Annotated in this window: 11 protein-coding genes; 3 read left to right on the forward strand and 8 right to left on the reverse strand. The window is 43.4% G+C overall.

All coding sequences use genetic code 11. The features are described 5' to 3' along the window. Positions 1–99: 99 nt before the first annotated feature. On the reverse strand, positions 100–2,460 hold the full coding sequence (locus AB4486_RS06355) for a Lon protease family protein (RefSeq protein WP_017061577.1): 2,361 nt from the start codon (positions 2,458–2,460) through the stop codon (positions 100–102). Positions 2,461–2,700: 240 nt separating this feature from the next. Between AB4486_RS06355 and AB4486_RS06360 the strand changes: the two genes are divergently transcribed. Continuing rightward, the gene (locus AB4486_RS06360; RefSeq protein WP_017068585.1) at positions 2,701–3,195 is read left to right on the forward strand and encodes a hypothetical protein; all 495 of its coding nucleotides are present in this window, start codon (positions 2,701–2,703) and stop codon (positions 3,193–3,195) included. 12 nt (positions 3,196–3,207) lie between these two features. Continuing rightward, positions 3,208–4,836, forward strand: a complete 1,629-nt coding sequence (locus AB4486_RS06365) for an ABC transporter ATP-binding protein (protein ID WP_372116743.1) — start codon at positions 3,208–3,210, stop codon at positions 4,834–4,836. A 601-nt stretch (positions 4,837–5,437) separates the two neighbouring features. Here AB4486_RS06365 and AB4486_RS06370 read toward each other — a convergent pair. The 5 genes from AB4486_RS06370 to AB4486_RS06390 all read right to left on the reverse strand — a co-directional run bounded on the left by AB4486_RS06370 (position 5,438) and on the right by AB4486_RS06390 (position 10,349). After that, positions 5,438–6,859: a glycoside hydrolase family 1 protein gene (locus tag AB4486_RS06370; RefSeq protein WP_102332271.1), complete on the reverse strand. Its 1,422-nt coding sequence runs from the start codon at positions 6,857–6,859 to the stop codon at positions 5,438–5,440. A 57-nt stretch (positions 6,860–6,916) separates the two neighbouring features. Beyond that, positions 6,917–8,320 (reverse strand): glycoside hydrolase family 1 protein, encoded by a 1,404-nt coding sequence (locus AB4486_RS06375; protein WP_372116745.1) that lies wholly within the window; start codon positions 8,318–8,320, stop codon positions 6,917–6,919. A 31-nt stretch (positions 8,321–8,351) separates the two neighbouring features. Further along, positions 8,352–8,657, reverse strand: coding sequence for a PTS lactose/cellobiose transporter subunit IIA (locus AB4486_RS06380; RefSeq protein WP_102332273.1), 306 nt, complete (start codon positions 8,655–8,657; stop codon positions 8,352–8,354). 65 nt (positions 8,658–8,722) lie between these two features. Further along, a complete protein-coding gene (locus AB4486_RS06385) occupies positions 8,723–10,027 on the reverse strand; it encodes a PTS sugar transporter subunit IIC (RefSeq protein WP_372116747.1) in 1,305 nt (434 codons plus the stop codon). A gap of 13 nt (positions 10,028–10,040) precedes the next feature. Further along, positions 10,041–10,349, reverse strand: a complete 309-nt coding sequence (locus AB4486_RS06390) for a PTS sugar transporter subunit IIB (protein ID WP_102332275.1) — start codon at positions 10,347–10,349, stop codon at positions 10,041–10,043. A 312-nt stretch (positions 10,350–10,661) separates the two neighbouring features. Between AB4486_RS06390 and AB4486_RS06395 the strand changes: the two genes are divergently transcribed. Continuing rightward, a complete protein-coding gene (locus AB4486_RS06395; RefSeq protein WP_102332276.1) occupies positions 10,662–11,684 on the forward strand; it encodes a LacI family DNA-binding transcriptional regulator in 1,023 nt (340 codons plus the stop codon). 274 nt (positions 11,685–11,958) lie between these two features. On the opposite strand, the gene AB4486_RS06400 is transcribed toward AB4486_RS06395, so the two are convergent. Together AB4486_RS06400 and AB4486_RS06405 are read right to left on the reverse strand one after the other, a co-directional pair. Then, positions 11,959–12,378: a substrate-binding domain-containing protein gene (locus tag AB4486_RS06400; protein WP_372116749.1), complete on the reverse strand. Its 420-nt coding sequence runs from the start codon at positions 12,376–12,378 to the stop codon at positions 11,959–11,961. Between the two features lie 373 nt (positions 12,379–12,751). Next, positions 12,752–14,812 carry a prolyl oligopeptidase family protein gene (locus AB4486_RS06405; protein ID WP_372116750.1) on the reverse strand — a complete coding sequence of 687 codons (2,061 nt, stop codon included), beginning with the start codon at positions 14,810–14,812 and terminating at the stop codon, positions 12,752–12,754. Positions 14,813–14,818 lie beyond the last annotated feature (6 nt).

Here is a 14,818-nt window from a genome sequence, read left to right on the forward strand (position 1 = left end):
TCGACTCTAGAATCGATGGCTTTTGCGTTTTAGCTGTTTATCTGTTTGTTTATCTATCTATTTAGCTTAGCTATTAAACTGTGTATCTAGATATTCAAACTATTTGCGCAGTGCGTTCAGTTTAGCTTGGGCGATACCAAATATAGTATCAATTGGATAACTACCCTCATCACTCGCCTCACCTGCGGCTTTGCCTGTGAACAGTTCAATCGCTTCTGTTACATGGTCAATCGCCCAGATATTAAACTCGCCCTTTTCAACCGCTTTCACAATATCGCTACGCAGCATCAGGTTGTGAACATTTGAACGCGGGATGATCACCCCTTGTTCGTTTGAACGCCCTTTGATTTCACACACATCAAAGAAACCTTCAATTTTCTCGTTCACACCACCAATAGGCTGAGACTCACCAAACTGGTTCATCGAGCCTGTAATCGCGATGTCTTGACGGTTTGGCTGCTTAGAAAACGCTGACACCACCGCACAGAACTCAGCCATACTCGCACTGTCACCATCGACGCCACCATACGATTGTTCGAAGGTGATGTTAGTGGTGAGAGGGACTTTGGCTGTCTTGCCAAATACGGAAGAAAGGTAAGCCGACAAGATCATCACGCCTTTTGAGTGAATGCTGCCACCTAAGTCTACGTTTCTTTCGATATCAATCACTTCACCATCGCCGTAAGCCGTGGTGGCAGTAATTCGGTTTGGCGCACCGAACATGTGATCGGTGGTGCTTAATACAGACAGAGCATTCACTTGCCCAACCGCCTGACCATCAACATGGATCAGTGTTGTGCCGTTGGTAAACGTCTCCATCACACTGTCTTGCAGTCGTCCGACACGCATCTGTTGGTTAGATAACGCTTGGTCGACGTGTGTTGCTCGAATCAGGTTCGACTTTGAACCTCTCGCCACGTAGTTTGACTCACGAAGCAGATTAGCAATGTGTGCCGAGTGCAGCGACAACTTACCTTGGTCACCCGCCTGACGAGAGCTGTGCTCAATGATGCGAGCGATCGCTTTACGGTCACAATGCAGCATGTTGTTGTCGTGCACGATACTCGAAATAAAGCGCGCGTAGTGCATTTCAGAATCGGGAGTACGCTTCATCTCATCTTCAAAATCGGCCGTCACACGGAACAATTCACCAAACTCTGCATCGTAGTGTTGCAGCAGTTGGTAAGTTCGGTAGTCGCCAAACAGGATGATCTTGACGTCCAATGGAATCGGCTCTGGATCAAGCGATACCGCGCCCGTTAAGGTCACCTCTTTCTCTAATGAAGTGAAGCTCAATTGACGTGAACGCAGCGCTCGTTTCAAGCCTTCCCAAACGTACGGCTGCTCAAGTACCTTCACCGCATCCATCAGCAATACGCCACCGTTAGCTCTGTGTAAGCTACCTGCACGAATCAATGAGAAGTCTGTAAAGACAGTGCCCTTGAACGTTGCCGTTTCTACATAGCCAAACAGAGAGTGATAATTTGGATTCTCTTCCACCACGATCGGCAGAGTCTCCTCCTTTTGGCTCACAATCACGTTAACCTTGTAGCGACGCGGCATTTTCTTATCCAAAGAAGCGGTTGCAACTTCGGCTTGCTCAGTGCTCTCTTCTAAGAAGATGTCAGCGTTGTCGACAATGTCTTTACGCAGTGCCGTTAGGTACTTTTTAATGTCTGGATATTGGCTGTAATCCTTCTTCAATTGCTTGATGAAGTGCGTGATCACGTCTCGCGCCGTATCATCATTCAGTTTTTGAATTTTCTCAGTGTACGTTTCTTCAAGTTCCGTCAACTCACGAGAAATGGTTCGCAGACCGACTTCCAATCCATCAATGGTTTTATCGAACTGGTCTTGCTCTTCTGGCGAAAGCAGATCGAAGCTCTCTTCGGTATGAAGATCATCCCCATTCATGGCCACAAACTGGTAATCACCCTGAGTGGTGATCGTCAGGTTAATGCCCTTGTCTTTCGCTTCTTGGCTAATGCTTTCTAACGCGGCTTGTTGCTTAGCTGCTAATTGGTTTTTAAGCCTATCAGCACGGCTAAAGTACATCTCGTTATCAAACGCTAGAGGCATACCTTTCAGCAATTTACGCATTAGCTTTTCAATATCTTGCTTTAAGCTGCTGCCAACGCCACGAGGTAATTTCAGTACCTTAGGTGTACGAATATCTTCAAAGTTCGCGATATAACACCAATCAAAAAGCTCCTGCACTTCTTGAGGGTGACGGTTCAGATAGCGCAAGATCATGGTGCGTTTACCCAGACCATTTCGCCCTATCGCATAAATGTTGTAACCCTTTTCCTTGATTGACATCGCGAACTCAACGGCTTTTTGTGCCCGTTCCTGCCCGACGATTTCGTCAATTGGAGCCAGTTCTTTGGTCGACTTACATGGTAGCTTATCTAAATCCGCTACCTGATACAGCTGTTCTGTATTGAGTCTTTGCATCGCCATCGCCGCCTCCTTAGTCCTTCATTACTTGGGTGTAGATAAAATCAGTGTAGATGTAATTTCCTACAAATTTAGTGACTTACGCTACACAGCTGTTCAACTGAACAAATAACACACAATTTAGGCCATTTTTAGGAATAGCTCGTCATTTAATTCACCAACTTAACATGTGAATGATTTTAATTTGCAATTGATAATAAATATCATTAACATTTTCTGATATTATAAATTGAGGATGTGGATATGGAAATTGAACGATGCTGGATGCACTACCTAAAAGCTGAACAGTTAATGGAACAAGGTCACTGGCCTGAAGCACAGCGCCTATATGGTGATGTTCTAACCTCACTTCCTCATCACATCCAAGATGCAGCATACCAAAGCGATATCAAGCCTTGCCAATTTGCCTGCTTGCTTGCCGGGTTAAGAGACGCGAGCGTCGCTCAATCAGAGATACTCAACCGATTAGGTCAGCACCAACAAGCCTTCGATACCTTGAATCAATCTTACGCTCTGATGCAATTTATCTCTCTGGAGAACACTGAGCTGATTCAACGTACCTTTGGATTATTGGAAAAGCAGAGCGAAGGTTTGCTCAATCACCTGATCGCTTTTTGCAGCGCTCAGCGCAGTTCGCATTGGATGCTCGAACTAGAACAAATTCAACGTGCTCATCACCATTTTGGGCAACTTAAAACAACGTCAGAAGTTCAATCTTCACCTAATGTCTTAAATTGATAAGGATATATCATGTCGGACCGGGCTCTTCTTAAAGTCAATAACCTCTCCGTTAGCTTCAAAACCAACGATGGAATCGTTGATGCGGTGAAAAAGGTTAACTTTACCCTTAAATCCAGCGAAACCTTGGCCATTGTTGGTGAATCAGGTTCTGGTAAATCTGTCTCTTCCAACGCACTGATGCGTCTACTTCCAGACAACGCCATTATTGATCCGCAGTCTCAAATTGAGTTTGAAGGCGAGTCTGTTCTCGAAAAATCAGAGCGTGAAATGCAGTCGATTCGTGGCGACAGAATCGGCATGATCTTTCAAGAGCCGATGACATCTTTGAACCCATACCTGCGCGTCGGCATTCAAGTGGCAGAAGCTATTATGTGGCATCGCAATGTATCGAAATCAAAAGCAAAACAGCGTGTGCTAGAGCTCTTCAATCTTGTGCATTTACCAATGCCAGAACAGGCTTACAACAAGTATCCGCATGAGTTTTCAGGCGGTCAGTTGCAGCGCATCATGATTGCGATGGCTTTAATCAACGAGCCCGATATTTTGATTGCCGACGAACCCACCACCGCATTGGATGTGACCGTACAAGCGGAAGTGCTTTCTCTTATCAAAGAAATCCAAAACAAAATGGGCATGGCAATTTTGTTCATCACCCATGACCTTGGCGTAGTAAAACATTTTGCCGACCGTGTTCTGGTGATGTGCAAAGGTGAGCTAGTTGAAGAAGGGATGACTCAAGCCTTATTCGAGAATCCAAGACACGATTACACACGCATGCTGATTAACTCGATTCCGAAAGGCGCTAAGGTTCCTGTTGAGGCGACAGCCCCAGAACTATTGTGTGCTGACGACATCCGAGTTCAGCTCTTGGTGAAATCACACTTTATCAAGAGTAAAAGCCAGTACTTCGAAGCCGTAAAAGGCATTTCGTTGAATCTTAAGCAAGGCGAAACGCTAGGCATTGTTGGTGAATCTGGTTCAGGTAAATCAACCCTTGGACGTGCATTAATCGGCTTGCTGCCGAGTACCGGACGTATTGTTTACAAAGACCAAGACGTTAGCTTATTAAATGATAAAGAGCGTCACAAGCTCAAGAAAGATGTCCAAATGGTGTTCCAAGATCCTTATGGTTCTTTATCACCACGTATGACAGTTGGGGAAATCATCACCGAAGGCTTGACGGTGCATCAACCTCATCTATCCAAGCAAGAACGTTTAGAAAGAGCGCGCAAAGCATTGATTGAAGTTCGCTTAGAGCCGAATTCAATAAACCGTTATCCGCATGAGTTCTCTGGCGGGCAAAGACAACGTATCGCGATTGCTCGCGCACTGATTCTAGAGCCCTCTTTCATTTTGCTGGATGAACCGACTTCAGCACTCGATCGCTCAGTACAACTGACCGTGATTGACCTGCTGAAAGACATTCAAGCCAAGCACAATATTGGCTTTCTGTTCATCAGCCACGACCTCTCGGTAGTGAAAGCACTGTCGGATCGTGTACTGGTGATGCAGAAGGGTGAAGTGATGGAAGAAGGGTCTGCAGAAGAGATTTTCAATGCGCCGAAAAACAACTACACCAAGAAATTAATCGCTGCGTCATTCGACTTAGAAGATAAATCGAAAAAAAATGCCGCATAAAGGGAACTAATCAACATTAACAGCGTCTTATAATTACATTCTGAATAATCTCCTAATGGATTGAAATCTAGAATGGATATAGCAAAACTGGTTTGGCCGCCAAAAGAGAAATGTCGCATGGATGCGACATTTTTCGTTTCTGGCGTATATGAAAAATCAACTCAGTGATTCGAACCAGTGATTATGAAGGTTTGCTAAAATTAACGGACTTTAAACAGAGTTCGCTGGTAGTCGTCATAGTCGAAGAGCGGCTTAGTTCAACTCGTTTTTGGACAAAAGTGTTTTAGTAACATTGTTAACCTAGCAATCAATAAGTTAGCTAAAAAGCCACAAAGATGACTAAGTTCATCAATTGAATTCCTCTACTCTGGAGCACCTATCATTGTGTTGTTAAGTTGACGTTCTATTTTTCTGCACCTACGACGTCTTTTTACTTAACTCATCATCTACCGGGTTATAGAGTTCACCGGCCAACACTTTCTCACGTTCAGTCTTTTTTTATTCTTTGCTTTTATGAAAGCGCTCGAAGTCATAATATTAATGATTTTACTTTTTGGTCAAAAACGAGCTATTGACATTTTTTGCAATAGCTCGCTTGATTTTAAGCGGGGTATTTAAGGCTTTCCCCTCGACTCGCTATAATGTCCTTATACCAATGGAAAGAAGCTTTTTTCTTTCTGTCTAGGTTGTTTTGATGGTCTACATAAATGAAGCCATATTGCTTTTTATAGCCATTCAGCCAACTGAGTAAGTCAATTGCAGACCATGCATAATAACCTTGAATGTTCACACCTTCATCAATGGCTTTTTTTACAGCCACTAAATGGTCATTAATGAAGTTAATTCGAGGAATGTCGCATATCTCTCCCTCAATGATTGGGTCTTCATCACCGAGGCCATTTTCAGTGATGTACATAGTGACATCACCATAATAGTCTTTGAGTAGTCTCAAACCATCAACAAAGCCTTCCGGTGAAATCTCCCAACCCCACTTGGTGTAACGCTTATCTTTCATTGATACGCTGCGGTATTCACCATCAAAGCTTGGGTTGCCAGGAGCACCTGTGGCATTTTCTCGTGAATGCTCAACGTGTTCTGCTTGGCCTAGAATTCTTTCTACTCGTACGGGTTGATAGTAGTTCAAACCAATAAAATCGTTGAGTGGAGCAGCTTGGGTTAATGCGAGTCTTTCTTCCTCAAGTATTTCAGGCATCCAGCCACGCTCTTCAAGAATCTTCAAAACATAGTCAGGGTAGTGACCTTTCAAGATAGGGTCATAGTACCAGTTGATGCCGAATTGATTTGCGTGACGCTCTGCCCATTTGTTGTCGATGCTATCGTCCACTGAAAAAGCAGGAGAGAATACGTGGCTTAAGCCGATATCACCATATTGATTTAGCTCTTTGTATGCGAGTACTGCTTTCGCATGTGCTGAAAATACATTATGAGTGGCTTGAAAGTAGAGCTTAGGCTCATCCTTAATACCTGGTGGATGGGCGCCAGCAAGGTAACCATGACCACAGAAAACAACGGTTTCATTGAAGGTTATGAAGTGTTTAACACGGTCCCCAAATGCTTCAAAACAAACTTTGGCATAGTTAACAAACGCATCAATGGTTGCTTTATTCGTCCAGCCGCCTTGTTTCTCTAGCTCCAATGGTAAATCCCAATGGTATAAAGTCACAAATGGTACAATGCCGTAATGTAAGCATTCATCAATAATGTTGTTGTAGAAATCGATGCCTTTTTGATTCACCTCACCAGTACCGTTAGGAATAATTCGAGGCCAAGCGATAGAAAAACGGTATGACTCTAGCCCCATTTCTGCCATGAGTCTAATGTCTTCTTTATAACGGTGGTAGTGATCTACAGCTAATTCACCCGTTGTATTTTCAAAGGTTTTGCCTGAGATTTTAACGAATTCATCCCAGTTACTCGGGCCCTTACCGTCTTTATCGATTGCGCCTTCTATTTGATAAGCGGCAGTGGCTGCGCCAAACAGAAAACTGTTGGAGAATTTCATAGTCTTTTCCTAGTTTAATTGAATGCTTGGAGCGTAGGCTCCAAGCATTCAGACTGGTTATGCAGTGTGTTTAGAGATAAGAGCGTTGTACCAATGGAAGCTTGCCTTTTTAGAACGTTTCATCTCTTTTAGGTCAAACTCTTCACGGTCAACATGAATAAAACCATAACGTTTAGCACAACCTTGGTGAGTACTGACTAGGTCAATTGCAGACCAAGGACTGTAACCGAAGACCTCAACACCATCAGTGATAGCAAGCTGAACTTGGTCAATATGTTGCTGTAGATATTCGATGCGGTAGCTATCATCAATTGAACCGTCAGCTTCGACGGTATCAAAAGCACCTAGACCGTTCTCAGTCACAATAAGAGGTAGAGCATAACGCTCGTAAATTTCACGCATTGTGGTACGGAAACCAACAGGGTCAATCTCCCAACCAAACTCGTTTTTCACTAGGTTCGGGTTCTCAGTACCACGGTAAGCACCGACTTCACCAATCGTGATTTGTTGGTCGCCAGTTGAGTTGATGTCGCTCTCATCACCAGTACTTTCAGCAACGGTTTGCGAGTTGTAGTAGTTAAAGGCGATAAAGTCAGGCTTAGCTTGAGCCATAATGTCCATATCGCCGTCTGCAATCTCTGGTGTTGCATCACGTTCTTTTAAGAATCGCATCGCTGTTGGGTTGTAGCGACCATAAACTGCCATATCTAGGTATAGCCAGTTACGAATTGCCGAGAACGTGTTCGCTGCAAGAACATCTTCTGGTTTTGAAGATGCAGGGTAAATCGTTGAAACATTTGGCGCAGGACCAATTTTAGCTTGAGGAAGCATATCGTGACAAAGTACCATTGCTTTGGCTTGTGCTAGCAACATGTGGTGGTTTTGTTGGTATAGATCTTTCACCGGGTTCTCACCGCTAACACTCTTGGTACCAATGGCATCACCGTGCAAGATCATCATATTTTGTTCATTAATTGTTAGCCAGTACTTAACACGGTCACCGTACAGCTCGAATAGTGTTTTAGAGTACAGTGCAAACGCATCAACAGTGTCACGATTTGACCACCCGCCTTTTTGTTGTAAAGCGTATGGTAAATCAAAGTGATAAATCGTTAGGATAGGCTCAATATTGTGCTTGATCAGTTCGTCGATTAAGTTGCTGTAAAACTCCACGCCTTTCTGGTTAATTTCACCGTCACCATTAGGGAAGATACGCGTCCAAGCCACAGAGAAGCGGTATGCTTTCAAGCCTAGCTCTGCAAATAGTGCTACGTCTTCTTTGTAGTGGTGGTAGTGGTCACTGGTAACTTTAAAATCTGTTGTACCCTCGACAATTGGAGCCATATCGATAACTGATGGTCCTTTACCGTCTTCGTTCCAAGCGCCTTCAACTTGGTAAGCTGAGGTTGACGCGCCCCAAAAGAAATCGGTAGGGAAAGGAGTTAGATTCTTAGGTTTCATGTTTATCTCTTTATTTTAATCTGTTGTTATTTTATTGAATTTTACGGTGTAGGTTGATTAGCTCTTCAATCAACTCACGAGCAAGCATTGCAGTCATAATGTGGTCTTGAGCGTGAACCATGATTAGGTTCACTGGCACTTTTCCTTCACCTTCATCCATTCCAATGAGCTCAGTTTGAACCTTGTGAGCACGCTTTGATGCCTCAGTAGATTGTGTTAGTAATGAGTCAACTTCTGCCCATTCACCTTTCTTTGCATTCTGTAGCGCTTGCATTGCTAGGCTTTTTGACTCGCCAGCATTGATGATCAATTCCATTACGGTTGATTCTAGTTCCATGTGGATATCCTCAATATTTTTGATGAATAGAGTGGTAGTACCCACTCTATTGAGTTGGATGAATGTTACGCGAAGCTTTGTTCACTAGATTTGTTATCTTGAGGCTGCTCTTCTGCAAGCAACTGTTTTTCGTAAATTTTGAAGAATGGGTAGTAAACAACCAGATTTACACCAATTAGAATGAACACCAATACAGCATTGTTTAGCTGCCATCCAGCTCCCCAAGCTGCACCTATTGGTGCTGGTGCCGTCCAAGGAACCAGTGAAACCATTTTGCCAATCCAGTCCATACTCGTCGCGAAGTAAGCGATGATAGCGTTGATCATTGGAGCGCCGACAAATGGAATGAACATAATAGGGTTCATAACGATTGGTGAACCAAAGATTACAGGTTCATTGATGTTGAACATTGCAGGAACTACACCAAGACGACCGATTGTTTTAAGGTGAGCAGATTTACTTCTCAGGTAAAGTAGAACTAATGAGAATGTTGCACCAGAGCCGCCTAATACAATAAAGAACGACCAGAATGGTTCAATAAACACTTGAGGCAGTTCCATTCCTGCAGCAAGAGCTTCTTGGTTTACACCTAGGTTGTAAAGCCAGAAGGGTGCCATGATGCCAGAAACGATTGCTGAACCATGAATACCAGCAAACCATAGAGTATGTGCAACAAGTACAGCAAGTAAAATCGCCGGCAATGTGTCAGATGCTGATACCAATGGCTGGAATAGAGCCATAATTGCACCTGGAATTAGCATATCGAAATTGTTTTGAATTAGAAGGTTTAGTGGATAAATTGTAACTATCACGATCATTGTTGGGATCAGCAGGTTAAATGACTGACGAATTTTATCAGGCACCTGCTCCGGCATTTTAATGCCAATATTATGAACTTTTAAGAAACGAGTCAGTTCAGTAACAAAGATCGCAACAATGATTGCAGTAAAGATACCAGTGCCACCAAGGTACGTTGCAGACAGAGCACCATCTTTCATCGGTGCTGCTATCAAAAGAAATGACATCAATGAAAGCATTGCCGTTGGTAGGGCATCTAACTTGTAGCTATTTGCTAGGTTATACGCGATACAAGCAGAGATATAACATGACATAATCCCCATACTCATATTAAAAGGGGTCATGATTTCATCAAAATAGGTGGATGACATTGAAATCCACCATTGACCTAAGGCAAACGCGGTATCTTCCGAAAAAGGAGGAAAAGCAAACACAAGCAAGAAAGAACCCACGATCATGAAGGGCATTGCGCCAATGAAGCCGTCACGAATTGCACACACGTGCTTTTGAGTTGCCAGTCGGCCTGCTATCGGTGTTAAGGTGTTTTCTAGAAAATCGAATAATGCTTTCATCGTGATATCCCTCTTATTGATTTAGCATTGTGATTGCATCGTTAAGGATTTTTTCGCCTTTCATCATGCCGTAATCCATTTGATTCATTACAGAAATTGGTTTGTTAGCAGCATCAGCAATCTCTTTGAAATCATTGAGTTTGTATTTAATTTGTGGACCTAGTAAAACGCAATCGAAGTTTGGAAGGTTCGACTCGAATTCATCTAATCCCACAGCTTCAATATGCGCTTCAATCCCTTTCGCTGCCGCAGATTGCTTCATTTTGTTTACGACCATGCTAGTAGACATACCAGCAGCACAGCACAATAAAATGTTGATCATGATTTAGTTCCTTTTCTTATTAATTTATCACTTAATCTAGTAAGCGTTGTAGAGTACGAGAAAAATGTAACCGGTTACAGAAACCGGTTACAGAAACCGGTTTCACTTGTGTGAGAAATGTCATAAAATATCGTTACTCAATGCTACAATTGATGACGGGCATCACATTAGGTAAGAAATCGGGTTCGAATTTAGGGGTTACTATGTTCTAGTAGACAGTAAGATAACTTTATTTTTTGATAATTGGTCCATATAAACAATAACTTATAATAATATCCAAACGTAACGTGGGTAAGTGATGAAAGGAATAGAATGAGTACCATTGTTGATGTCAGCAAACTTGCTGGAGTCTCCAAAGCAACAGTCTCGCGTGTGATCAACGGCACAGGTCAGGTTAAACAATCGACAAAAGATAGTGTCTTCGCCGCGATGGAACAGTTGGGTTACCGTCCAAACCGGACCGCTCAAGCTTTAGCGACAAATAAAACTGATACAGTGGCATTGGTACTGTCTAACTATGACAGTACTAGGTGGGGTGTACTATTACAGCAAATCTCAATTCAACTTCAATCAGAAGGCAAAACACTAACAGTAATCGATGGTAAGAATGACCCTCAACATGAATATGAAGTAATTAGACAACTAGAAGGGCAATTTGATGCCATTTTGCTTTATAGCCGAACCCTATCTGATGAGCATATACAAACGTTAGAATCACAACTGTCCGTGCCTTTTGTTGTGTTAAACCGTGCCTCTATGGCAGGGAATTACCATTCAGTATCCATTGATCAATCTAGTCTTATCGTGACCGCAATGGAACATTTGATTTCATGCGGTCATAAGAGCATCGCATGCATAACTGGTCCAATAGACAACCCAACAGGAAAAGCTCGTATCGAAGGTTATAAGCGAGCTTTAGAATCATCTAGATTGCCTTATAATCCATCTTTAGTGTTATCCGGTGATTACCATATAAGAAGTGGATATGATCTGTGTACCAACCTCTTGAAGTTAAATGTGAAGTTTACGGCGATTCTCGCATTTAACGATAATATGGCTTTAGGAGCGATTAAAGCTTTGTCAGAAGAAGGGGTTCACGTTCCAAGTCAAGTATCTGTTATTGGTATAGATAATGATCCTTTTGGTGAGTTTTCAACCCCAGAATTAACGACCATAGACTTACCGATTGAACTCATGGCACAGAATGCTGTTAAGTTAGCGTTAAAGCTACGTGATGAAGCTGTTCCATATGAACCGAAAATCTTAAATGGAAATTTAATAAGTCGAAATTCAGTGACCCCATTCCATGCGAATAAGTCTTGGTTAAGTTTCTAAAACCCTGAGGTGTGTGATTCATACAAAGCTCTCCTCGGAAAACAGCCCCAAAACGAACCATTAAAGATGGCTGACTCGTCAGTCCTTTTTCCATTGTTGTAACAAACTTTGGGGCAAAAGTGTTTTAGCTTACCTGCCCCGTATTGAACAATATGAACGCGCAAATATAAGCGGTGAGATCGATAGCTTTACTCAGCGGTATTCCTGCACCATGGTTCGCATTGACATCAGTACGAATCATCACAGGCGCACCACCTTGATGCTTGTCTTGAAATTAACGATACAAAGATTTGGTCGACTCTCTCACAATTAAATCAATCTGAGGCAACCTTGCTTCATGTCGCTCGCCAGATAACAAGTTCAAGATCGACTGAGCACACACTTCACCAATCTCTTCAATTGGCTGCCTTAATGTTGTTAACGCGGGTGTGAAATACTTCGACGTTGGTAAGTCATCAAACCCAATCACTGACACATCTTCTGGCACTTTATAACCGTGATCGTGTAGCGCCTTAATCGCCCCGTAAGCGGTTTGGTCGTTAGCAGTAAACAAGGCGGAGAAGTGAACCCTAGATTCTAACTCTTGAATTCGTTTTTCTAATGCTTCGATATCAGTATCAGCAGCAAAAGAAGAGAGTGAAGCAAGCGAGGCCGCCACTGCGACTGTTATTGGCAAAAGCTTAAATTTTTGCATTGTAATTCCCTATTATTTTTTTGAGTTTTCATCGAACAGGGAAATATTAAGCAATGAAAGCGTTGAAAAGTTGGTTGCTGTTCACACTGATAAATCAGCCTAAATGCCATGAAACTTTTAGAATATCCATGACGAAAACTACTGATTTAAGATCAACAGGTTACGGTTGATATTGCGTGAGATATCAGCTTGAAATCGCTTTCATTTCATCAGTATTGGTGGCGGCTATCACGGAAAACAGTGTGTGAAAGTGAAGGAAATATGACGCAGTTTTGATTGGTTTTCATATATATGAAAAGCCTCAAAATCTAAGGTAGATTTTGAGGCTTCTTGGTCTGAGTAAAATACCCAGTTATCTAGAATCAAGCATTCGTTAAAGTGAATCTAGAGACGCAACCCCCATATTGAACAGAGTAAATGCGTAGATATCGGCGGTGAGATCGATCGCTTTGCTGAGCGGCATTCCGGCGCCATGGCCCGCATTAACATCAATACGAATCATCACGGGCGCACTACCTTCATGCTTATCTTGCAGCTCTGAGATGAACTTATAAGAGTGAGCAGGCACTACGCGGTCATCGTGATCAGCGGTCGTCACCAATGTTGCTGGATAATCCGTGCCACGCACCACATTATGAACCGGAGAATAGCCAAGCAGATATTCGAACATCTCTCTGTTCTGCGCGGATGTGCCATAGTCGTACGCCCACCCTTCGCCAGACGTGAATGTGTGGTAACGCAACATGTCCAACACCCCAACAGCAGGCAGAGCCACTTGGAACAGCTCAGGCTTTTGTGTCATACAAGCTCCTACCAGCAAGCCTCCGTTAGAACCGCCGCGAATCGCCAACTTATCGCTACTGGTGTAGTTTTCTTCAATTAAGAACTCGGCAGCAGCAATGAAGTCGTCAAAGACATTCTGCTTTTTCTGCTGAGTTCCCGCTTTGTGCCACGCCTTACCATACTCACCACCGCCACGCAGGTTCGGCACCGCATATACGCCACCCAGTTCTAGCCAACTGCCAACCGTGCCCGAGAAAGAAGGCGTTAGGCTAACGTTAAAGCCACCATAGGCGTACAACATGGTTGGATTATTGCCATCTAACACTAATCCCTTCTTATAAGAGATAAGCATCGGAACCTTGGTGCCATCTTTCGAGGTATAGAAGACTTGATTAGACTCAAATTGATCCGACTCAAACGGAGACTCAGAGCGTTGGTAGATTTCAGAGCTTCCAGATTCAACATCAAAAGAGAAAATCGTTGGCGGCGTTACATAGTTGGTAAAGGTGTAATGAAGCTGGGTTTGCTCGTTTTTTCCACCTAAGCCGCTGGCCGTTCCGAGACCAGGTAAGTGGATTTCACGAACCAGATTGCCTTGGTAATCCCGCTGCTCAATCTTAGACACCACATCGACCATGTAGTGGGCAAACAAGTAACCACCACCCGTGCTGATATCTAACGGCTGTGGCTTTTCAGGAATGATATCGAGCCACTGTTGACTGCGAGTATCAAAGCTCACCACCTTGCCATTAGGCGCATCGAGATTGGTGTATAAAATAAAGACTTCATCTTGGTTATCGATGAGGTACGTATCGCTATCCACATGATAAATCAGCGTGTTCAGCGATTGTTCTGGTGAATTTAAATCTATATAGAACAGCCTGTTACCCGATGTCGACTCTCGCCCTAGAATGATCAAGTAACGGTCATCTTCGGTGGTGTAACCCGACACATAGCGGTGCTGCTCGGCGTTATTCTCACCAAAAACCACTTTGTCGCTAGCTTGCTCTGTACCCAACTCATGGAAGTAAAGTTTGTGCTGTTTGGTACGTGCAGAAAGCTGGCTACCGTCTGGCTTATCGTAGCTAGAGTAATAAAAGCCACGATTACCCAACCAAGAGATGCCAGTAAATTTCGCGTCAGTGATTTCGACTTCGAGCTGCTGTTTGGTCTCGGTATCGATAACAAAAATCTTGCGCCAGTCGCTACCACCCTCTGAAATACTGTACGCCACTAGGCTGTAATCTTTAGAAAACGACACCGAACCCAGTGATGTAGTGCCATCTTCCGAGAAAGTGTTCGGATCTAGGAAAACTTCTTCTTGTTGCCCTTCTTTCTGACGATAGAGAATACTGTGATTCTGCAGGCCATCGTTCTTATAGAAATAGGTGTACTCACCTCGAACAAACGGCTGCGAGCTCTTTTTGTAGTCTTGCGCTTTCGCTAATCGCTCTCGCAGTTCAGCGCGATACGGAATTTGAGCAAGGTAATCGAACGTGACCTCATTTTGGCTCGCCACCCACTGCGCGGTTTCGTCGCTTCTGTCGTCTTCTAACCAGCGATAAGGGTCTTCAACTATCTGACCAAAATAGTCATCGCTGACGATCTGTTTGTTGGTGACTGGATATTGATACTCTTTTAAATAGCTCATCGTGAT

It is taken from the genome of Vibrio sp. 10N.222.55.C6 (assembly GCF_041473395.1).
Taxonomy (GTDB): domain Bacteria; phylum Pseudomonadota; class Gammaproteobacteria; order Enterobacterales; family Vibrionaceae; genus Vibrio; species Vibrio crassostreae_C.

Bases quoted from the DNA above. Each gene is read 5' to 3' on its own strand.
- AB4486_RS06405 (WP_372116750.1), bottom strand. From the start codon at position 14,812: ATGAGCTATTTAAAAGAGTATCAATATCCAGTCACCAACAAACAGATC.
- AB4486_RS06375 (WP_372116745.1), bottom strand. From the start codon at position 8,320: ATGAAACCTAAGAATCTAACTCCTTTCCCTACCGATTTCTTTTGGGGC.
- AB4486_RS06360 (WP_017068585.1), top strand. From the start codon at position 2,701: ATGGAAATTGAACGATGCTGGATGCACTACCTAAAAGCTGAACAGTTA.
- AB4486_RS06385 (WP_372116747.1), bottom strand. From the start codon at position 10,027: ATGAAAGCATTATTCGATTTTCTAGAAAACACCTTAACACCGATAGCA.
- AB4486_RS06370 (WP_102332271.1), bottom strand. From the start codon at position 6,859: ATGAAATTCTCCAACAGTTTTCTGTTTGGCGCAGCCACTGCCGCTTAT.
- AB4486_RS06380 (WP_102332273.1), bottom strand. From the start codon at position 8,657: ATGGAACTAGAATCAACCGTAATGGAATTGATCATCAATGCTGGCGAG.
- AB4486_RS06400 (WP_372116749.1), bottom strand. From the start codon at position 12,378: ATGCAAAAATTTAAGCTTTTGCCAATAACAGTCGCAGTGGCGGCCTCG.
- AB4486_RS06390 (WP_102332275.1), bottom strand. From the start codon at position 10,349: ATGATCAACATTTTATTGTGCTGTGCTGCTGGTATGTCTACTAGCATG.
- AB4486_RS06395 (WP_102332276.1), top strand. From the start codon at position 10,662: ATGAGTACCATTGTTGATGTCAGCAAACTTGCTGGAGTCTCCAAAGCA.
- AB4486_RS06365 (WP_372116743.1), top strand. From the start codon at position 3,208: ATGTCGGACCGGGCTCTTCTTAAAGTCAATAACCTCTCCGTTAGCTTC.
- AB4486_RS06355 (WP_017061577.1), bottom strand. From the start codon at position 2,460: ATGGCGATGCAAAGACTCAATACAGAACAGCTGTATCAGGTAGCGGAT.